We start from the raw sequence: 19,365 nt of genomic DNA, 5'->3' as shown, positions 1-19,365 counted from the left end.
CGTATAGGATGTTAAAATATAACATAGAATAATCCATGATACTTTAACTAACAAATCCTAAAAATCCTCTCAGTGACTCCGCCTATTTGTCCTGTGAAATTAGAATGACGATAAAAATACGTATTATACTTTCTAGAACAAAAGCTAGTTCTACTTTTATATTGGAATTGACGATAATATACACGTTTTAAGTTCATTGAAACTAACGTTGTTCCAATGGTCCAAACTATACTAATTATTGTGCCTGTAACATTATCAAACTTTGCATTTGTAACAATAGTTATTAAGATTCCATAAACCGCACTAACTGTAGCAACACTGATAGATCTATTACCCGTAATTGATCTATTCAGGTCCCATGGGCCTAAACTAGACATAGTAACGAATGTATCTTCAGGTGAACTTGCTGTGCTATTATTAATAGCCTCATCTATTGACTCTGTATATTGTTCCCCATCAACGTATACTTCTCCATCAATATCTTCTATTTTTTGTATTCCATCTTTATTATGTGCATATAATACCATTTCATTGTCTTCATTGAAAATCTCTAAATATTCAATTTCACCATTCTCTAAATTCGTGATCTTGATCTTAATGTACTCTTCAGAAGCATATTCGACTTCATGACTGTAATTGTGTTCAATTCCAATCTCTTCTAAAGATTCAGTGAAATCTTCAGAAAAGTATGCCTCTTCTTCATTTAATATTTCGTAACTGAAAGAAAATTCATTGTCTTTTGATGAAGCAAAGACATCGTTTGATAGATGGATAGATATCCCTGAAAACATTAAGACAAATGACAAAGTTATTACAAAAAACTTATTCATTATTATACCCCCTTAGTAATATGCTTTAAATTATATACTTTTTTTACAATAAAAAACAACTGTTGTAAATTAAAAGTTTTATAGTATAATTGTGGAAATAATTAAAAGGAGTGTGATTACAATTAAGTCAGATACCATTTTTCTTTCTGCAACAGTTTTAAGTATATTCGCATTAATACTTAATATATTCAGTGAAAGATTAGCATCAGCATATGTAATTTTAATCATTATAATTTCAATATTTGTATTTTTATTAGGATTAATTAAAAGAAGAAAAGAGAAACAAGTAAAATGAGAAATTTTTAAAATATGTAATTATTTCTTTGGAGGGGCAAGAGTTGTTTAATATCTTTTAATTCGGACTAGTGAAGCTATGCTAGTCTTTATTCTGTGCATTTATGAAAGTAAAGAAGGATCTATCCTGTTTTATCTTGAATTAAACCCCTACCAAAATATAGACAGTTTGCTTATAGTATTAAGCACCGCAAGAGGATTGAGGTAATAAAATTATTAATAAGCTAATTGGACTTTAGTATTTTGTGATTTGTAATAAAATAATCGTCTGATACTCGTTTTTCAAATTAATTTTCGATATATGTACACCATGGAAGCCCTCAGAATAGTTTGGACTTTTTATAGTTAATTATGACAATATGATTTTACAAAAATGTAACATTTCAAAAAAGTAAATTAATAGTATAATATTCCTATAAATTTCATGGGGGGATTGCTATGAACTCATCCAAATACATAGCTGAAAAATTAAAAAGAGGAAGAGAGAAAAAACAATTAAATCAATCTGAACTTGCGCGTATTTTAAATGTTTCTGCTGTCACGATAAGCCGCTATGAAAAAGGGCATGCCGTTCCACCGATTGACCTCGCTTTCAAGCTATCCGAAATTCTAGAAATTAACCTCAATGAAATTGTCCCGAATTATAATTTCTTCAAAAGTCTTGAAATTGATGGATGGATCATGGAATTAGCCACGGCTGATTTTCAAACTAGGGAAAAAATGAGAAAGATATGGGAAGGAATGAGGATCCAACAATCTCTTAAAGATTATTATTGACGTAAGATTTTAATATGTCATGAACATTATTCCGCATCACTCGATTCAATATTTTCATCTCACGTTCTTGTCCTTTATAAACAATCATGTATTTCACAAATATAAGCGAGTTCATTTGTTCTTCTCCTAATTCGTGAATAGTTATTCCTTTAGCCTTTACCTTCCGTTTTACTTCTCCAATATCTCTACCCACCCAGTCAGCTTTCATTTTGAAAAAATCCAAGTATACATCACTGAACTTGAAATCGATCTGCTCCATTTTTGTAAAGCCATTTGAAATAACTTTACGCACCAGTGGTAGGTAGATGTATTGGAGTATGAGCTCTTATTCTTCATTAGTCAGTAACATGTAATCAGTCCTTGTCTAAGAAAGTATATAAATCGTCTACTTTACAATTGAGTAACTTAGCCAACTTGAAAAGATCATCAACCCTAGGCTTCGAACGTCCAGTACACCAATTGCTTAACTGCTGCTTCTTTATCTCCATATGGTCTGCTACAAAGTCCCTCCTATATCCTGATCGCTTAATACATTCATCAATCTTACTTTCAAGCATTCGAACCACCTCCACATTTATATAATTCAGCAGATGTTCTTAATACTCCTTTAATCACTTTATTTATCGTTTTGTATTAATTAAATTGATATTTTTGTTCTAACCTTGCTAATGGTTGAGTATGATTTATTAACCCAACAACAAGGAGGTCATACAACAGTATGAACACAAAACAATTTCAAGAGATGGTAAAGCAAATGCAGAAGGCTGGCAGAATTTATTTGAGTGTGGAAGGTAAGAAGAAGATTAAAGAGATGGGGGCAGCTGCATATGAGCAAGAAAACAAAGAGCGTAGCGTTCAATCTGCTTGACCCATACGAGCAACAGTTACTGGAACACACTTCACAATTCACGAATTTTTCAACTTATATGAAACGATTGATTCAACGAGATATGGAAGAGGGGAAGGCGAAGGTTCCAGTTAAAAAACAAGTTGTTCGTTCAGAAAACGGGGGATTTAAAGTTGATTTCAGTTAGTCATACCTGGCTCATATTTGAGCCTCCTCCCCACTCCCCCACCGGGAAAAAGTTACCTAGTTGACTAGTTACCCAGGGATATTAGAAGGGAAATTTTTAAAAAGAGAGGTGGAGAAGGGTGCATATCAATCCAATGTTGAATGAGAAAGCAAGAAAGCCACGTAAAAAACGTTCGGATTCTAAGCGTGATATTAAAATCCCTGTTACTCAAGACGAGAAAGAATTTATCATAAGAGCTTCAATTGGCAGGGGTGAATCTGAAACAGAATACTGTACAAAATTGATACAGTCAGCACTGGAACGTAACTCAGAATTTGATGAAGTGGAGTATCAGCACAGTAGCTTGTCTGTCCACATAAAGCTTAGTCAGGAATGGTATGACATCATTTCATATTATGCGGCATTGTGGCATTGTCGAAGCATACGTAAGGTGGCACACAGAATCTTCATGCAATCGCTACGATTGGAGAGAGGAGAGATTATTTTTGAGGGCATTTAGTGAAGCTAACTTAATAAAGAAAGAAACAGACAATCAACGTTCTGTGTTGTGGAGAGTATTCACACCCAAAACCGTGTCAGTGAAATTGCTTCTGAAAGATGAATTATTGTTTCGAGCAAAGAGCCTATGTGATGACGCAGCTGATCAAAATGAAGAGCCATATAAGATAGATGATCTTGTCCAATTTTTATTAGAAGATATTGTTGATTATGTTAAGCGGAAACAAAACATAAAGCATATGCATTCATTATTTTTAGAACGTGATAAGTCTACACACAATGTTAGATTAAAACATTATCAGCAATCCAATGAAGAAGTGAAGCCGATATATCCTATGAATAGAGAAGATGTAATTGACTGGTCAGAAATTAGAGTGAGGATTGATCGGAAGGATGTATTAAGATTAGAGGTATTGTTAGCTGATATGAGCAAGGTTTACGAAGACCATCATTTCACTGTGGAGAGAGTATTGGAGATCCTTCTGATTGATTTTGTATCGAAGTACGAGGTTGGGGAAGCGAAAGCGATTATATTCACTTAATGATGACGAAAAACACCCACGGTTTCACCCACAAAACACCCACAAAAGTATCTATGAGTTAGTCATAGTTTGTTAGTTTCAATTTAGAGAATGCTTTAAGTAAGGCAATCTCATTATCGTAAAGACCATTAATATAGGAAGAAACACGTTCCGCACACAAGTTCATCCTTGGGAGCGCGAGCAATACATGAGTTCATATTAATAGAGAGAACCCTCGACACTACTGGTGTTGAGGGTTTTTTCTATCTGAATAATCAAAGTTTTCAGCACTCATTGTTTAAAGCTTATTTTAAAATAAACCTAGTTGGAACACTTAAAAAACAAAAAAACCACCAAGCAACAGAACTTGATGGGTCTTCGTTATTTAAATAACTTCCTCAATGCTTTTCCAGTTGCCTTTCCAGCGACTCGTCTGCCAACACGCTTACCAACTCTGCCCTTTCTCACTGCATCCACGTCGTTCCAAATTCTAAGTAACTTATAAATGGTTGTTTTTAAACTCATACAGATCCCTCCCACGTATTAGTATACATTTATTTGATAATAGAAACGAACAATTCAAATTTATTTCGTAGAACTAGAGTCTTGTCTATACGGTAGACAGTCCCTATAAATATATATAAGTAATTCTCAGAATAAAGGGAGGGAAACACATGTGGTGGTGTGAGAAAAAATGTTGCAAAGGCGATTCTAATGTATGGGTTGACAGCAAAAATAAAAATAAACTTGAAAACGAAAATATTTTAAAAGATAAAAACTATAACTACAATTATAACGTCTCTAGAGTAGAAAATAGCGGGAACTCAGATGTCAATATTTACATTGATGCAGAGGCCTTCGCAAGAACAAATGGAAACTCTGGTAATAACGGTAACGGACCTGTTGCGGGAGATCAAGACAGAGACTGTGGCCGAAAGCGAAATCGTCGTGGTCATAGAAACTGTGGAAGATGTTTCTATGACTGGTTCTGGTAAGAAATAAGAACAAACTTAAAGGAGGACGTTAAAATGGGTCGTAAAAAAAGACATCAACATGTATCGCCAAGTGTTTGGTTAAATCCTGAAGTAGACAACACGAACAATAACCGTGTAGAAAATGAAAACTATTTAAAGGATAAGAACTACAACATTAACTACAATGAGTCATTCGTTGAAGATAGTGGAAATTCAGAAGTAAACGTTTATGTAGATGCTGAAGCCTATGCTAGAGCACGTGGGCGCTCTCGAAACTAAACATCGTAAAAAAGGGATGGGTACACTCAATACCTATGCCTTTTTATCTTATGAGTGAGGTGAAATAAATGAACGAAAGAAAACATGCTGAAACAAAAGCCTATGTCAATGAAAGTGGAAACTCGGATGTAGATGTAACGGTGAATATTGATACATCAGCTCTAGCATATGCCTTTGCCTGTTATTTATATGCTGATGGACGCCTTGACCAAAGTCAATATCGAACAATGGTTAGGGAGATGGATCGTCAATTTAAGTGCAGAGGGTATCAATCAAGAGATCATGATCACAATGCTCCGTTAATCAGGCCTTGGGCATTATAGATTTTAAGTTTGATTGGACTTGGGAGAGTGTGAAAAGCTGCGACGAAAACATAGTGTTCACACTCTTATATTCATGAGAAAGGAAGTTAATAGTCATAAAAAAAGCTTGTCCTCATATGATAAAGGGACAAGCTTAATTCTTTTAATGAAGGGTGCGGAAAACACCAACGACTTTCCCTAGTATCGTAACATCCTTTAAGAGGATAGGGTCCATAGTGGAATTCTCAGGTTGCAAGCGGATGTAGTCTTTTTCACGGAAGAAACGTTTAACGGTCGCTTCATTCTCATCAGTCATTGCAACGACGATATCTCCATTGTTTGCTGTCTGCTGTTGACGAACGATGACCATATCACCGTCATAAATACCGGCTTCGATCATTGAATCACCTTGGATGACGAGAACATATGTTGATTCATTAGAGACTAAATGTTCAGGTAGTGGTAAATAATCTTCCACGTTTTCAATTGCAGTAATTGGCAAACCGGCTGTAACTTTACCTACAATCGGTACATATGTTGTTTTCCTTTCAATGCTTGTGGACTCGAGTTCATCTAAGTTTAAAACTTCGATGGCACGAGGTTTCGTAGGGTCACGTCGAATGAATCCTTTTTTCTCTAGTCTCGATAGGTGTCCGTGGACCGTAGAGCTAGATGCAAGTCCGACTGCTTCGCCAATTTCACGAACGGAAGGCGGATACCCTTTCTTCTTAACTTCTATCTTAATGAAATCTAGGATTTCTTGCTGTCTTTTTGATAGTTTCGTCATGGTTTGCACCTCGCTTATATATCATTATTGACTAAATTGTACCATGCGAACATACGTAATGCAAACATAAGTTCTGAAAAATACGCTTGACACAAACGAGTGTTCTCTTTTATAGTGGAAGGGAACAAACATTCTTATTTGGAGTGATGATGATGATTAAAAGATTAACAGGTCAAGAGATTTTTATTATTGCAACAGCCGTACTAGCGTTGTTGTTTATGTATAGTACTGTTTTAATGTCGGGTGATTCACCAGATCTACAGACTATTGATCCGGAAAATGAAATGGTTGCAGCAGAAGAAGATTTCTTTCATAATGAGCTAGAGTTCGAGGAAGATCAGATGATTATTAAAACGGAACAATTAAATTTATTAACAAAGGAGAATGAGCATACGTATGCCTATGCATACGAAAAAGCAGACGATGAGAAATGAAACGAACGCCGTAATTTATTGTAGAGTAAGTACAGAAAAGGAAGCTCAACAAACTTCGATTGAAAGACAACGAGTGGAATTAGAAAAGATTGCTCTTCAAGAAGGATTTCATATTATTGATATTATTGAAGAAAAAGTCAGTGGCTATGAGATTGAAAGAGAAGGTATGCTTAGGCTACTCGATCTCGTTAAACAAAAAGAGGCCAATGTGGTTCTCGTTCAAGATGACACGAGAATTGGACGTGGCCATGCTAAAATGGCGATTTTACATCAACTACGTAAAGACGGGGCTCTCATTTTCACCTTACAAGATGAAGGAGAGCTTCGCTTGTCGGAAGCTGACGCGATGGTTTTAGATATTGTTTCAATAGTTGAAGAATATCAACGTAAATTACATAATTTAAAAATCAAACGTGGTATGAAAGCAGCTGTGTCTAAGGGATTTAAACCGCACGAAAATCTCAAAGGCGGAGCAGGTGGTGGTGGACGAGATAAGAAAGAAGTGCCGATCGAAGAGATTGTGCGATTACGAGAACGGAAATTGACGTTTCATGATATCGCTGCAACATTGCGAGGGTTTGGTCATGATGTATCTAAAGCAACGGTCCATAGAAGGTATAGAGAATATATGAACGAATTACAAGCTCACGAACAAATAGAGTCGAACGAACGCCCTCAATAAGCAACGAACTTGATTATGAAAAAGAATTCATGGTAAAGTATAGGGTGCTTAGATAAAAGGTGGTGAAGGCGATGTTATCAAAAGAAAAAATTGCACGTATAAATGAACTATCAAAACGTGCGAAGTCAACAGGTTTAACGAAGGTTGAAGCAAAAGAGCAACAATCGCTTAGACAAGAGTACTTACAAACATTTCGAAGTTCCTTTAAAAATCAACTGCACTCTGTAAAAGTAGTGGATGAAGAAGGCACAGATGTAACTCCTAAAGCTTTAAAAAATAGTAAAGAAAAACAAAATGGTGGCTTAACACATTAAAACTCTCTATAAACAGAGAGTTTTTTTATTTTATAGGAGGTCAAACGTGAAATGACTAGGATATATTCTTTTTCTTCGAGAGAAAATAGATTCAACTATAAATACGAGAAACCCTTGAGAAATTGTCGTATTTGCTTGTTAAAAAGTGCAATAAAGTATATGATGAAACACGAATACAACGTTTTCAGTAACGGAAAGGATGAACGTAATCATGTCAACTAATGTTGAACTAAAAGCAATTAATACGATTCGTACACTCTCAATTGATAGTATTGAAAAAGCGAACTCTGGTCACCCTGGAATGCCTATGGGGGCAGCACCTATGGCGTTTAGCCTATGGACGAAATTCATGAACCATAATCCAGGAAACCCTAATTGGGAAAACCGCGATCGTTTCGTTTTATCAGCTGGTCATGGCTCGATGTTACTTTATAGTCTACTTCATTTAACAGGATATGACGTATCTCTAGAAGATCTTCAGTCATTCCGTCAATGGGGAAGCAAGACTCCAGGGCACCCTGAATTTGGACATACTCCTGGTGTTGAAGCAACAACTGGCCCATTAGGTCAAGGTGTAGCTATGGCTGTTGGTATGGCTATGGCAGAGCGTCACTTAGCAAGTACATATAACCGCGATGATTTTAACATTGTCGATCACTATACTTACAGCATTTGTGGAGACGGTGACTTAATGGAAGGTGTGTCTCATGAGGCAGCTTCTCTTGCAGGGCATCTTAAGCTTGGTCGCCTAATCGTGCTTTATGATTCAAATGATATTTCTCTTGATGGTGAATTAAACCGTTCATTCTCTGAGAGCGTTGAAGATCGTTACAAAGCTTACGGCTGGCAAGTAATTCGTGTGGAAGATGGAAACAATATTGATGAAATTAACCGTGCGATTGAATCAGCAAAAGCAGATGACCGTCCAACAATGATTGAGGTGAAAACAGTTATTGGATTCGGTTCACCAAATAAATCAGGTAAATCAGCCTCTCATGGTGCTCCACTTGGCGCTGATGAAGTGAAATTAACAAGAGAAGCGTACCAGTGGGATGAAGAGGGAGACTTCTTTATACCTGAAGATGTAAAAACTTTCTACGAGAACGTTAAAACAGCTGGAGAAAAAGCCGAAGCTGAATGGAATGAGTTATATGCTTCATATAAAGCCACTCATCCAGAATTAGCGGAACAATTTGAGTTAGCAAACAAAGGTGACTTACCTAAAGGATGGGACCAAGATGCACCTGTATATGACGTTGGCTCAAGTGTAGCTACTCGTTCTTCAAGTGGAGAAGCGTTAAATGCATTTGCTAAACAAGTTCCTCAACTATTCGGAGGTTCAGCTGACCTTGCTTCATCAAACAAAACAATGATGAAAGACCTTGGTGATTTCACTCGTGATGATTACGCTGGTCGTAACATTTGGTTTGGGGTTCGTGAATTTGCAATGGGTTGTGCGCTAAACGGTATGGCTCTTCACGGAGGAGTAAAAGTATTCGGAGCAACATTCTTCGTCTTCTCGGACTACCTACGTCCTGCGATTCGTCTATCTGCCCTAATGCAAGTACCAGTGATCTATGTGTTCACGCATGATAGTATTGCCGTTGGTGAAGATGGTCCTACTCATGAGCCGGTAGAGCAACTTGCTGCTCTTCGCGCAATGCCTGGCATCTCAGTAATACGTCCTGGTGATAGCAATGAAACAGTTGCAGCCTGGAAGCTAGCTCTTGAGTCTAAATCGACACCTACAGCACTAGTCTTAACGCGTCAAAACCTTGCAACGATTGAAGGAACTAGTGAACGTGCGTACGAAGGTGTGAAAAAAGGTGCTTACGTGATTTCTGCTGCAAATGGTGATGTTGATATGTTACTCCTTGCAACAGGTTCTGAAGTTCCTCTAGCAGTAGAAGCACAAATGGCTCTTGAAAAAGAAGGCATTCATGCTTCAGTAATCAGCATGCCAAGCTGGGATCGTTTTGAAGCTCAATCTCAAGAGTACAAAAATGAAGTATTAAATCCGAACGTCAAAGCTCGTTTAGGAATTGAAATGGGTACGTCTCTTGGTTGGGCAAAATATGTTGGAGACCAAGGTGATGTGTTGGCGATTGATCAATTCGGTGCATCTGCACCAGGTGAACGTATCATGAAAGAATATGGCTTCACTGTTGAGAACGTCGTTGCTAAAGCTAAAGTATTATTAAGTAAATAATTTACATGAGTCACTTCCGTTTGTAGGAAGTGGCTTTCTTTTTGTAGAAGAACTAAATACGGTGATGATATCGACAAAACTAGTGGTTATCTTCGCCTGCTTTAGACAATCATTTTAAAGCTTGTCCTTTATACTTATGTGAAAAGAGCATGGTGAAAGGGGTGCAACGAGAATGAGGCATTATCAACTTTATCTGCTAGAAGAGGATGTTGCGCAGTATTATTATGGTCAGGAATCTAAATTATTTCATCTCTTCTTAGAGCGTACAAAAGCTACCGCAGAACAAAGAATGATTATAGATGCACAGATTGAATATATATCTAAACCAATGCCAGGACTCTTGTTACAACAAAAAATGATTACTAGCTTTTCTCATCTACCAATATATCGCGTCCATAAACATATTCACTTGCTTGAAATCGAGCATCCAGAAAGTTGTGCAGAATTACTTCTTCAAAAGCAATCGATAACCCTTACATCAACTGGGGAAATCGAGGCAGAAACGATGTTTTTTGAAGTACTTCGGAAAATTGACCCTTACTTCTTTGCTGTGAACACACAATCACATCGTTTTGGTTGGCTGAATCCGATCAAACAAGTGAAATATGTCTGAAAAGATCGAAAGAAAAGGAACATTTTTCATTAGGCGCTTTTAAAACAAGCTCTGTTACGATATAATGATGGAGGTTGATTCAGGCTAGGCTTGAACGGTTTATTTTGTTTGAAGGAGGAAGTTGGACTTATGCCATGGATTCATATTTTAGGCTATACGATTGCAGTTCTTGCAGGTGTGGCAATTGGTTTCTTTATCGCACGTAAAACAATGATGTCATACTTGAAGAAGAACCCGCCAATTAATGAGCAGATGCTTCGAGTAATGATGATGCAAATGGGTCAAAACCCATCACAAAAGAAAATTAACCAAATGATGAAAGCAATGCAAAAGCAACAAACAAAATAATACACTCATCATGCAGTGTGAGGCAAATAGAACGAGATACGATCTATATCAATGAATGGTTATTTATTGAATAGATCATCTCTCCTTCTTCTTGTTGGATCGCTTTTATAGGATGTCAAAGTCACTTCTCTCATTTGAGACAGGTGGCTTTTTGTATTTTCAGAATTTAATTCATTCACTTATATAGGATTGTGATATAATGCAAAAGGAAATGTCTGGAGGGTGACACTAGAGGAATGAAGAAATCCCCAGTGAGTAAAAATGACTGAATAATAAGTTCTTTCTGTTTTTTAAAAAGATAATATGATTGTGGTGGGGGTGCAGGATAGATGTCGGTTTTTAAAGATTTATGGTGGTTCTTTAAGCAGGAACGCTTTTCATATGGGTTGGGAATTGTCGTATTAGCTTTTGTCTCCCTATTTACACTCATTCCACCTTATATCGTAGGAATTATCGTTGACCATATTGCCGAACAGACGCTCACGACTCAGATCCTCTTGCAATGGATTGGGGTATTGGTTGGAGTAGCATTCATTGTGTATGTCCTACGTTTCGTGTGGCGAATTATGATATTTGGAGCAGCCATTCGCCTAGCTCGTCTGTTAAGGAATCAACTGTATGAACACTTTACAAACATGTCGAGTCGTTTTTATCAACGTCAACGCACGGGCGATTTAATGGCACATGCAACGAATGATATTCGAGCGGTGCAAGCAACGGCTGGTCAAGGGGTTTTAACATTAGTTGATTCATTAACGATGGGTGGCTTCGTCATCATTACGATGGCTCTGACCATTAGTTGGGAGCTCACATTAATTAGTTTAATCCCGATGCCGTTTATGGCGCTTTTAACAAGCTATTACGGGACACTATTACATAAGCGATTTCATGTCGCTCAAGCTGCCTTTTCTGAGTTAAACGATACCGTTCAAGAAAGCATTACAGGTGTTCGTGTCGCCAAGGCGTTCGGGCAAGAACATCATGAAATTGAAGGGTTTAGAAAGAAATCAGAAGAAGTCGTGGAGAAAAATGTCGCGGTCTCTAAAATTGATGCGTTATTTGATCCAACGATCTCCTTTATCGTTGGGATTTCGTATTTTTTGGCTGTTGTTTTTGGAGCGAGATATGTGATTGCTGATGAATTGACAATCGGACAATTAACGAGCTTCACCATTTATTTAGGTCTTTTAATTTGGCCGATGCTTGCTTTTGGATGGTTATTTAACATTGTCGAAAGAGGCCGAGCTTCCTATGATCGGATTATTTCTTTATTAAGTGAAAAACAAGACATAACGGATGATGCAGCAAAAATAGACACCGTCGCTCGTGGTGACTTACAAATTGACGTACCATCCTTTACGTATCCAGGTGCGGATGTGCGCGTGCTTAAACACATCGATGTCCATTTAAAAGAAGGCGAAACCCTCGGCATTGTTGGAAAAACAGGAAGTGGTAAGTCCACATTCATTCGGATTTTGCAACGTGAATACAATTTAGACAACGGGACGATTCATATCGGAGGAACAGAGGTCAACGATTATTCCCTCGACGCTTTAAAGAAGGCATTCGGAAATGTCCCACAAGAACATTTCTTATTCTCAGCGACGATTGCAGACAATGTGGCATTTGCAAGACCGAATGCGCGGTTTGAAGAAATTGCTGCTGCTTGCCAATTAGCAAATATTCATGAAGATATTCTCAGGTTTGACCAAGGATATGAAACGGTAGTCGGTGAGCGTGGTGTGACACTCTCGGGGGGGCAAAAACAACGAATATCTATCGCAAGAGCCCTCATAGCCGATCCAAATATTTTAATTTTAGATGATTCACTTTCAGCTGTCGATGCGAAAACGGAGGAACAAATATTACGATCTTTGCGTGAAAATCGAAAAGGGAAAACGACGATTATCACCGCGCACCGTCTTAGTGCGATTAAGCATGCTGATGTGATCTTAGTATTAGCGGACGGGGAGATTATTGAACGTGGGACGCACGATCAATTAATGAAAGAAAATGGCTGGTATCAAAATATGTATCAACATCAACAGCTTGAATCAGAAGTGGAAGCGGGAGGGGAGGAATAAGATGGAACATAAGGACCGAGTCTTATCGAGTAAAGAACAACGTCATGTCTTATTCCGTTTACTAACTTACGCGAAGCCACATGTAAAACCATTGACGCTCGCTTTCGTTTTACTGTTACTTGCAACAGCTGCGGAGTTAATGGGGCCAATTTTGGTCAAGATTTTTATTGATGATTATTTAACACCACGAGAGTTTCCAATGAATACTCTTGTCATCCTTGGAACCCTTTATATCGTGTTGCATGTTTCTTCAGTCTTTATAAACTACTTTCAATCATTTTTATTTCAAAAAATATCTCTGCGAATCATTCAGCAACTACGTGTCGACGTGTTCTCGAATGTGGAGAGGTTAGGATTATCATTTTTTGATCGCACGCCAGCAGGGGGATTAATTTCACGTATAACAAATGATACAGAATCAATCAAAGAATTGTATGTCACCGTCTTAGCGACATTTGTCCAGAACATTATGTTTTTAATCGGTGTCTTTATCGCTATGTTTTATTTGAATACAACCCTTGCTATGTACTGCTTAGTCTTACTACCAATCCTACTAGGCTTAATGCAGCTTTATCGAAAATTAAGTTCTAAATTTTATGCTGATATGAGTGAAAAGCTCAGTCAATTAAATGCAAAAATGAATGAATCGATTCAAGGGATGGCAATCATTCAAATGTTTCGTCAAGAGCAACGACTGCGAAAAGAATTTGCCGAAGTGAATGATGAACATCTAAACGCAGGTATGAAAAGCATGAAATTAGACGGTTTATTGCTTCGCCCGATGGTAGATTTAATTTCCGTGATGGCATTGATCTTAGTGTTAAGCTTTTTTGGGGTGACATCGTTTGTTAGTCCTGTTGAGATTGGCGTCATCTATGCTTTTGTCAATTATCTAGATCGTTTCTTTGAACCGGTGAACCAGGTGATGATGCGTTTATCTTTGTTTCAACAAGCCATTGTTTCCGCAGGACGTGTGTTTAAACTAATGGATCATGAGGAATTTGCACCAGAGCAAGATGGCAAGGAAGCGATTGAAGTTACCGAAGGAGAGATTGAATTTAAGGATGTTACATTTTCTTATGACGGTAAGACGGATGTATTAAAAAATATTTCGTTTTCTGTGAAAAAAGGAGAGACCGTCGCTTTAGTGGGCCATACAGGGAGCGGGAAGAGTTCTATCATTAATTTGCTGATGCGATTTTATCCGTTACAAGCAGGCCAAGTCTTGATTGATGGAAAGCCTCTTAAAGACTATCCGAATGAGGAGTTAAGAAAAGACGTTGGTCTTGTTTTGCAAGATCCGTTTATTTATACGGGAACCATAGAGAGCAATATTCGATTAAGTCGCGCGGGTATTTCAGACGAACAAGTGAAAAAGTCTTCAGAATTTGTTCGGGCGAGTGAGTTTATTGATCGTTTGCCAAATCAATATGACACACAGCTTAGTGAAAGAGGATCGACGTTATCGAGTGGGCAACGCCAATTGCTATCATTTGCGCGGACGATGGCTGTTAATCCGAAAGTATTGATTCTAGATGAGGCAACGGCGAATGTGGATACCGAAACAGAAGAAGCCATTCAAGTCGCTCTTAGACGTATGCAAGAAGGTAGAACGACCATTGCAATCGCTCATCGCTTATCAACGATTAAAGATGCTGATCAAATTCTTGTGCTACACCAGGGAGAGATTGTTGAGCGCGGCAGTCATGATGAACTGCTTGCGGAAAAAGGACTCTACCACAAGATGTATTTGCTACAAAAAGGAACAGAAAAAGAGATGGCAACTTTTACAAAATAAAAAAATGACCGACTTGTGCACATCTGCCATTGAGTCGGTCGTTTACTTTATTTTGTTTGGGTGATACAAACAATCGTATTGGTTTAATAAATCGTCTAGTTGTTGACTCGCTTTAATAGCTTTAGGAGAATGCAAGCCATGTTCAATCCCTACCTTAACTAATTCAGTACGTTTTTGTTCGATAGAATCTCGTAATTGTTGTTTTTCCATGTAGCAGCTCCTTACAATCACTTAACTATATCATACAAAGATCTATGAAATAACTCAAATATTAGCTGCTGGAAATTTGAAGTCGATTTCTTGACATTAATACCTAACAGGGGTATTGTATTTTATGAAAGGGTGATACCGATGGATGAACAAGATCGTTTAAATATTCCTCTTGAAGTGGTTGGAACGACTCGTGTGACCAAAGCAGATAAAGAAAAAGAAAAATTAATAAATCGTTTAAAACGAATTGAAGGACAAGTAAGAGGGATTCAGAATATGATTGAATCTGATCGTTATTGCGTTGATGTATTGATTCAAATATCAGCTGTAAATGCGGCTCTAAAAAAAGTAGGGCATACGTTACTAGAACAACACACTGAAGGATGCGTGGCGGATGCGATCCGTTCTGGCGAAGGGGATGAGGCGATTGAAGAGCTAATGAAAGTGATCCAACAAGTGACCAAGTAGCATAAAAGGGGTGAGATGATGAACTATACATTACCTATAAAAGGCATGACGTGTGCAGCGTGTTCTGCACGAGTAGAGAAGGTCGTAAACAAAATGGATGGCGTCGAAGCATCGGTCAATCTCCCGCTTGAAACCATACATGTTAAAATAGAGGGGAAGGGTAAGTTACGAGACGTTATTCAAGCAATTGAAAAGGCAGGCTACCATGTTCCGCTACAAGAAAAAACATTTAAAGTAGAAGGAATGACATGTGCAGCCTGTCAAGCTAGAGTTGAAAAGGTAGTCGGAAGAATAGAAGGTGTTACCGATGTTTCTGTCAATCTTCCACTAGAATCAGGCACGGTCACGTATTTTGAAGGTACGCTAGATCCGTCGATCGTCTCAGCAAAAGTTGAGAAAGCAGGCTTTAAAGCAAATTTTCAAGAAGAAACGAACGACAAGCGCGGGGAAGATAAAAAAGATAAGAAGCAGAGAGAACGTTGGATGTTTTACCTAGCACTTATTTTTTCTGTCCCTTTGTTCGTCACTATGATTGATCATTTTGTTCCTAATCAAATGATTTTACCTCATTGGTTCATGAATGGGTACCTCCAGTGGGCACTAGCTACCCCTGTTCAATTTATTGCAGGTTGGACATTTTATAAAGGTTCCTACAAATCCCTCCGTGGCGGTAGTGCCAATATGGATGTTCTCGTAGCACTTGGGACATCAGCTGCGTATGGTTACTCTGTCTATTTAGTGCTTCAAGGGGAAGTGCTGCTATTCTTTGAAACAAGTGCTATTATTATCACTCTAGTACTATTAGGCAAGCTACTAGAAGCACGAGCGAAAGGTAAAACATCCGAAGCGATTAAGTCTTTATTGAAATTGCAAGCAAAAACCGCGGTTGTGTATCGAGACGGAACAGAAGTTCAAGTGCCTCTTGAAGAGGTGCGAAAAGATGAAGTTGTTATTGTTCGACCTGGAGAAAAAATACCTGTAGATGGTATGGTCGAAGAAGGATTTTCTTCTGTGGACGAGTCCATGTTAACGGGGGAGAGCCTACCTGTTGATAAAAAAGCAGGAGATCAAGTAGTTGGTGGAACCGTGAATGGACATGGACGACTCCAATTCCGTGCTACGGCATTAGGGAAAGAATCGACACTTGCTCAGATCGTTAAGATTGTTGAAGAAGCACAGACCTCCAAAGCACCGATTCAACGTCTAGTTGATAAAATTTCGTCTTATTTTGTTCCGACAGCTGTAGGGATTGCTGTCCTGACCTTTCTAGTTTGGTATTTTTTGATTGGTGTTAGTTTTCAAGTTGCGTTAATTAACTTTACCGCAGTGCTTGTGATTGCTTGTCCATGCGCATTAGGACTGGCAACTCCTACCTCGATCATGGTGGGCACCGGTCGTTCAGCCGAAAAAGGTGTGCTCTTTAAAGGCGGGGAACATCTTGAGCGGACGCAACGAGTGCAAACGGTCGTCTTTGATAAAACAGGCACACTGACAAAAGGAAAGCCTGAAGTCGTTGATATTCACACAGCATCGATGAATGAAGAAAAGCTTTTACAACTAGCAGCTTCGATTGAGAAAGCATCTGAACATCCACTTGGTGCTGCGATTGTCAGAGAGGCAGAAATTAGAGAGCTTGAGTTGTTACAACTTGATCATTTTGAAGCGTTACCGGGATACGGGGTCAAGGCAACATTGGATGGTTTGACATATTTTGTAGGCTCGAGAAAGCTTCTTAAGAAATTCGATATACAGGCCACTGACTGGGAAGAAACATTACAGCAATTAGAAATAACAGGTAAAACAGCGATGCTCGTAGCGAATGATCAAACGGTTTTAGGATTGATTGCAGTTCGCGATCAAGTAAAAGATACGTCAAAAGAAGTCGTCGCTGAGTTGAAATCAACTGGTCTTGAAGTCATTATGCTTACAGGGGATAATGAGCGTACGGCTAATGCGATTGCTCGTGAACTTGGAATCGATCGTGTCATCTCAGATGTTCTACCTGATCAAAAAGCAAAAGAGATAGAAAGGCTTCAACAAGAAGGTAAGCAAGTATTAATGGTTGGTGATGGGATTAATGATGCACCAGCATTAGCTGTGGCCGATATTGGAATTGCAGTAGGGACAGGAACAGATGTGGCGATCGAAGCGGCTGATATTACACTAATGCGTGATGATTTACGTGCTGTTGGTGAGGCGATTAAGATGAGTAAATTAACGATGCGTAACATTAAGCAAAACTTATTTTGGGCGTTCTTGTATAATTCAATCGGAATTCCAATCGCTGCGTTTGGGTTACTTGAACCTTGGGTGGCAGGGGCTGCGATGGCCTTTAGTTCCGTGTCAGTTATTAGTAATTCATTACGATTAAAACATATTATTGATTAATTAGGAGGAGTGAAGCAGATGAGTACAGAAACAGTAAAAGTAGAAGGTATGAGTTGTGGACATTGTAAGGCAGCGGTAGAAGGAGCTTTAAACAAGGTAACTGGTGTTAAATCAAGTGAAGTCGACTTAGCAAGTGGTACAGTTCAAGTGTCCTTTGATGAAGAAAAGACGACTCGTGAAGAGTTATACACAGAAATAGAAGATGCAGGATACGATGTCGTTCGTTAACTAAGTACGTCCGCTCTAAAGATTAGAGCGGACATTTTTTATTGTTTTTATGCCTTTGTTTCTAATAATATTGAAAGACAGCCTCGTTTGCGGTATGTTAGAAGGGACAGGTACGTTTATGTCGAAAGGAGTGAGCTTCGTTTGAATGATCTATATGTGCTGCTTTCAACTATTGGGGCTGCATTGATGGCAACGATGGCCATCATTATTCGATTGAAGGCAAGAAAACGTCCAGCCTCGGCAAAAAAGATCATTTTACCACCTATTTTTATGTCGACCGGATTTTTAATGTTTTTATATGAACCAACAAGGCCTGCGTGGTGGCAAGTGATTGAAGCACTTGCAGTTGGTATGGTCTTTTCCATATTACTTATTAAAACATCAAACTTCGAGATTAAACGCAATCAAATTTACTTAAAGCGATCAAAAGCATTCGTCTTCATCTTAGTAGGATTATTGATTGCCCGTATTGTTTTTAAAGTGGTCATTGGTGATGCCTTTCATGTGGAAGAGCTTGCCGGGATGTTCTTTTTACTTGCTTATGGGATGATTATTCCTTGGCGAATTGCGATGTATCGATCGTATCGAAAAATCGAAGCAGAGTTGAAAACGAATCCACCGAAAAAATTAATTGTACCTGCCGAGACATAAAAAATCCTCACTCTATTTTAAGCGATAGAGTGAGGATTTTTTAAGATGATTCTAATAGCTCTTTGTAAGGAGTCATATCAATCTCTTTTTCTTTTAGCTTCTTCTTGAGAAACTTATGATCTCGTTTAGGAGTTGCTAAAATATATCCTCGAATAATATAATCCTGTGTCAGTACTTTCGCTTTTTCTTCTAAGACAAGCTCACCAATTTTTCCAGCAATCTTACCTTTGGCTACATCTCGAAACAATTCAGGCACAGGTTCAACGAGATCATTCAACAATGCACGTTGTTCTGTGTCCCATAGATGGATTGTTTTTTCAATGTGATAATCTTGCCAATCTAAAATGCTCTTTCCATCTTCTTTTGGCAATCGTTTAAGGAATTTTCGAAACATAAAGTATCCGCCAATAAACATGACTGTAATTAAAAAGATTGTCCATAAAACAATAAACCAAACAAACCAAGTAGGCATCTTTTCTTCACCTCTTCTAGATATCATGTCTATCCTATCACATTCTTTTCAAAACTGCTATTTCTGTCAAAAAAAAACCGTTGAAATAAGACATTATGTCAAAAGGTTTACACAGTAATGGATAGAACTAGTAGAGAGTAGTAAGAATGGGTAAGGTAAGCAATGGCAGT

Annotated in this window: 27 protein-coding genes; 20 read left to right on the top strand and 7 right to left on the bottom strand. The window is 38.2% G+C overall.

The window, feature by feature from the left end:
* Positions 1–47: 47 nt before the first annotated feature.
* Complete coding sequence (locus CDZ88_RS08135) at positions 48–830, bottom strand: hypothetical protein (protein WP_100373065.1); 783 nt, start codon at positions 828–830, stop codon at positions 48–50.
* Positions 831–1,562: 732 nt separating this feature from the next.
* Here CDZ88_RS08135 and CDZ88_RS08130 point away from each other — a divergent pair.
* Positions 1,563–1,901, top strand: a complete 339-nt coding sequence (locus CDZ88_RS08130) for a helix-turn-helix domain-containing protein (protein WP_100373064.1) — start codon at positions 1,563–1,565, stop codon at positions 1,899–1,901.
* On the opposite strand, the gene CDZ88_RS08125 is transcribed toward CDZ88_RS08130, so the two are convergent.
* Both CDZ88_RS08125 and CDZ88_RS08120 read right to left on the bottom strand, forming a co-directional pair.
* A complete protein-coding gene (locus tag CDZ88_RS08125) occupies positions 1,885–2,109 on the bottom strand; it encodes a YhjD family protein (RefSeq protein WP_157796506.1) in 225 nt (74 codons plus the stop codon). The two genes, CDZ88_RS08130 and CDZ88_RS08125, sit on opposite strands and share 17 nt — an antisense overlap.
* Positions 2,110–2,254: 145 nt before the next feature.
* Positions 2,255–2,458: a helix-turn-helix transcriptional regulator gene (locus CDZ88_RS08120; protein WP_100373062.1), complete on the bottom strand. Its 204-nt coding sequence runs from the start codon at positions 2,456–2,458 to the stop codon at positions 2,255–2,257.
* 161 nt (positions 2,459–2,619) lie between these two features.
* On the opposite strand from CDZ88_RS08120, the gene CDZ88_RS17370 reads away from it, so the two are divergent.
* The 4 genes from CDZ88_RS17370 to CDZ88_RS08105 all read left to right on the top strand — a co-directional run bounded on the left by CDZ88_RS17370 (position 2,620) and on the right by CDZ88_RS08105 (position 3,975).
* On the top strand, positions 2,620–2,769 hold the full coding sequence (locus tag CDZ88_RS17370; RefSeq protein ID WP_157796505.1) for a hypothetical protein: 150 nt from the start codon (positions 2,620–2,622) through the stop codon (positions 2,767–2,769).
* Entirely contained in the window at positions 2,729–2,935 is a 207-nt protein-coding gene (locus CDZ88_RS08115) for a hypothetical protein (protein WP_100373061.1), read from the top strand. Before CDZ88_RS17370 ends, CDZ88_RS08115 begins: the two co-directional genes overlap by 41 nt.
* A 118-nt stretch (positions 2,936–3,053) precedes the next feature.
* A complete protein-coding gene (locus CDZ88_RS08110; protein WP_100373060.1) occupies positions 3,054–3,434 on the top strand; it encodes a hypothetical protein in 381 nt (126 codons plus the stop codon).
* Positions 3,421–3,975 carry a hypothetical protein gene (locus CDZ88_RS08105; protein ID WP_100373059.1) on the top strand — a complete coding sequence of 185 codons (555 nt, stop codon included), beginning with the start codon at positions 3,421–3,423 and terminating at the stop codon, positions 3,973–3,975. The genes CDZ88_RS08110 and CDZ88_RS08105 overlap by 14 nt, the downstream gene beginning before the upstream one ends.
* Positions 3,976–4,335: 360 nt before the next feature.
* Here CDZ88_RS08105 and CDZ88_RS17605 read toward each other — a convergent pair whose 3' ends face one another.
* Positions 4,336–4,479, bottom strand: a complete 144-nt coding sequence (locus CDZ88_RS17605; RefSeq protein WP_198507836.1) for a hypothetical protein — start codon at positions 4,477–4,479, stop codon at positions 4,336–4,338.
* Between the two features lie 149 nt (positions 4,480–4,628).
* Between CDZ88_RS17605 and CDZ88_RS08095 the strand changes: the two genes are divergently transcribed.
* The 3 genes from CDZ88_RS08095 to CDZ88_RS08085 all read left to right on the top strand — a co-directional run bounded on the left by CDZ88_RS08095 (position 4,629) and on the right by CDZ88_RS08085 (position 5,530).
* Positions 4,629–4,949: a hypothetical protein gene (locus tag CDZ88_RS08095; protein WP_100373057.1), complete on the top strand. Its 321-nt coding sequence runs from the start codon at positions 4,629–4,631 to the stop codon at positions 4,947–4,949.
* A 33-nt stretch (positions 4,950–4,982) separates the two neighbouring features.
* Positions 4,983–5,207 carry a hypothetical protein gene (locus CDZ88_RS08090; protein ID WP_100373056.1) on the top strand — a complete coding sequence of 75 codons (225 nt, stop codon included), beginning with the start codon at positions 4,983–4,985 and terminating at the stop codon, positions 5,205–5,207.
* A 68-nt stretch (positions 5,208–5,275) separates the two neighbouring features.
* Entirely contained in the window at positions 5,276–5,530 is a 255-nt protein-coding gene (locus CDZ88_RS08085) for a hypothetical protein (protein ID WP_100373055.1), read from the top strand.
* Positions 5,531–5,672: 142 nt separating this feature from the next.
* On the opposite strand, the gene lexA is transcribed toward CDZ88_RS08085, so the two are convergent.
* Positions 5,673–6,296 carry a transcriptional repressor LexA gene (gene lexA / locus CDZ88_RS08080; protein WP_100373054.1) on the bottom strand — a complete coding sequence of 208 codons (624 nt, stop codon included), beginning with the start codon at positions 6,294–6,296 and terminating at the stop codon, positions 5,673–5,675.
* 152 nt (positions 6,297–6,448) lie between these two features.
* Between lexA and CDZ88_RS08075 the strand changes: the two genes are divergently transcribed.
* The 8 genes from CDZ88_RS08075 to CDZ88_RS08040 all read left to right on the top strand — a co-directional run bounded on the left by CDZ88_RS08075 (position 6,449) and on the right by CDZ88_RS08040 (position 14,778).
* Positions 6,449–6,730: a hypothetical protein gene (locus CDZ88_RS08075; protein ID WP_100373053.1), complete on the top strand. Its 282-nt coding sequence runs from the start codon at positions 6,449–6,451 to the stop codon at positions 6,728–6,730.
* Positions 6,693–7,412: a YneB family resolvase-like protein gene (locus CDZ88_RS08070; protein WP_100373052.1), complete on the top strand. Its 720-nt coding sequence runs from the start codon at positions 6,693–6,695 to the stop codon at positions 7,410–7,412. Before CDZ88_RS08075 ends, CDZ88_RS08070 begins: the two co-directional genes overlap by 38 nt.
* Before the next feature lie 71 nt (positions 7,413–7,483).
* The gene (locus CDZ88_RS08065) at positions 7,484–7,726 is read left to right on the top strand and encodes a DUF896 domain-containing protein (protein WP_100373051.1); all 243 of its coding nucleotides are present in this window, start codon (positions 7,484–7,486) and stop codon (positions 7,724–7,726) included.
* A 211-nt stretch (positions 7,727–7,937) separates the two neighbouring features.
* Positions 7,938–9,935: a transketolase gene (gene tkt, locus CDZ88_RS08060; protein WP_100373050.1), complete on the top strand. Its 1,998-nt coding sequence runs from the start codon at positions 7,938–7,940 to the stop codon at positions 9,933–9,935.
* A gap of 172 nt (positions 9,936–10,107) precedes the next feature.
* Complete coding sequence (sirA, locus tag CDZ88_RS08055) at positions 10,108–10,548, top strand: sporulation inhibitor of replication protein SirA (protein WP_100373049.1); 441 nt, start codon at positions 10,108–10,110, stop codon at positions 10,546–10,548.
* Positions 10,549–10,677: 129 nt separating this feature from the next.
* Complete coding sequence (locus tag CDZ88_RS08050) at positions 10,678–10,896, top strand: YneF family protein (RefSeq protein WP_012959284.1); 219 nt, start codon at positions 10,678–10,680, stop codon at positions 10,894–10,896.
* A 329-nt stretch (positions 10,897–11,225) separates the two neighbouring features.
* Positions 11,226–12,980, top strand: coding sequence for an ABC transporter transmembrane domain-containing protein (locus CDZ88_RS08045; RefSeq protein WP_100373048.1), 1,755 nt, complete (start codon positions 11,226–11,228; stop codon positions 12,978–12,980).
* A gap of 1 nt (position 12,981) precedes the next feature.
* Positions 12,982–14,778 carry an ABC transporter ATP-binding protein gene (locus CDZ88_RS08040; RefSeq protein ID WP_100373047.1) on the top strand — a complete coding sequence of 599 codons (1,797 nt, stop codon included), beginning with the start codon at positions 12,982–12,984 and terminating at the stop codon, positions 14,776–14,778.
* A 42-nt stretch (positions 14,779–14,820) separates the two neighbouring features.
* On the opposite strand, the gene CDZ88_RS08035 is transcribed toward CDZ88_RS08040, so the two are convergent.
* Positions 14,821–14,988: an aspartyl-phosphate phosphatase Spo0E family protein gene (locus CDZ88_RS08035; RefSeq protein ID WP_100373046.1), complete on the bottom strand. Its 168-nt coding sequence runs from the start codon at positions 14,986–14,988 to the stop codon at positions 14,821–14,823.
* A 141-nt stretch (positions 14,989–15,129) separates the two neighbouring features.
* Between CDZ88_RS08035 and CDZ88_RS08030 the strand changes: the two genes are divergently transcribed.
* From CDZ88_RS08030 to CDZ88_RS08015, 4 genes are all read left to right on the top strand, one after another.
* Positions 15,130–15,456 carry a metal-sensing transcriptional repressor gene (locus CDZ88_RS08030; protein WP_100373045.1) on the top strand — a complete coding sequence of 109 codons (327 nt, stop codon included), beginning with the start codon at positions 15,130–15,132 and terminating at the stop codon, positions 15,454–15,456.
* 18 nt (positions 15,457–15,474) lie between these two features.
* The gene (locus CDZ88_RS08025; RefSeq protein WP_232718607.1) at positions 15,475–17,844 is read left to right on the top strand and encodes a heavy metal translocating P-type ATPase; all 2,370 of its coding nucleotides are present in this window, start codon (positions 15,475–15,477) and stop codon (positions 17,842–17,844) included.
* Between the two features lie 18 nt (positions 17,845–17,862).
* The gene (copZ, locus tag CDZ88_RS08020; RefSeq protein ID WP_100373043.1) at positions 17,863–18,072 is read left to right on the top strand and encodes a copper chaperone CopZ; all 210 of its coding nucleotides are present in this window, start codon (positions 17,863–17,865) and stop codon (positions 18,070–18,072) included.
* 141 nt (positions 18,073–18,213) lie between these two features.
* On the top strand, positions 18,214–18,723 hold the full coding sequence (locus CDZ88_RS08015) for a CcdC family protein (protein ID WP_100373042.1): 510 nt from the start codon (positions 18,214–18,216) through the stop codon (positions 18,721–18,723).
* A gap of 40 nt (positions 18,724–18,763) precedes the next feature.
* Here CDZ88_RS08015 and CDZ88_RS08010 read toward each other — a convergent pair whose 3' ends face one another.
* On the bottom strand, positions 18,764–19,195 hold the full coding sequence (locus tag CDZ88_RS08010; RefSeq protein WP_100373041.1) for a DUF2621 family protein: 432 nt from the start codon (positions 19,193–19,195) through the stop codon (positions 18,764–18,766).
* Positions 19,196–19,365 lie beyond the last annotated feature (170 nt).

It is taken from the genome of Bacillus sp. FJAT-45037, from assembly GCF_002797325.1.
In the GTDB taxonomy this organism is placed as follows: Bacteria; Bacillota; Bacilli; order Bacillales; family Bacillaceae_D; genus Alkalihalophilus.
Note: the sequence above shows the minus strand (reverse complement) of the source record. Positions and strands in the feature narration are given on the sequence as shown.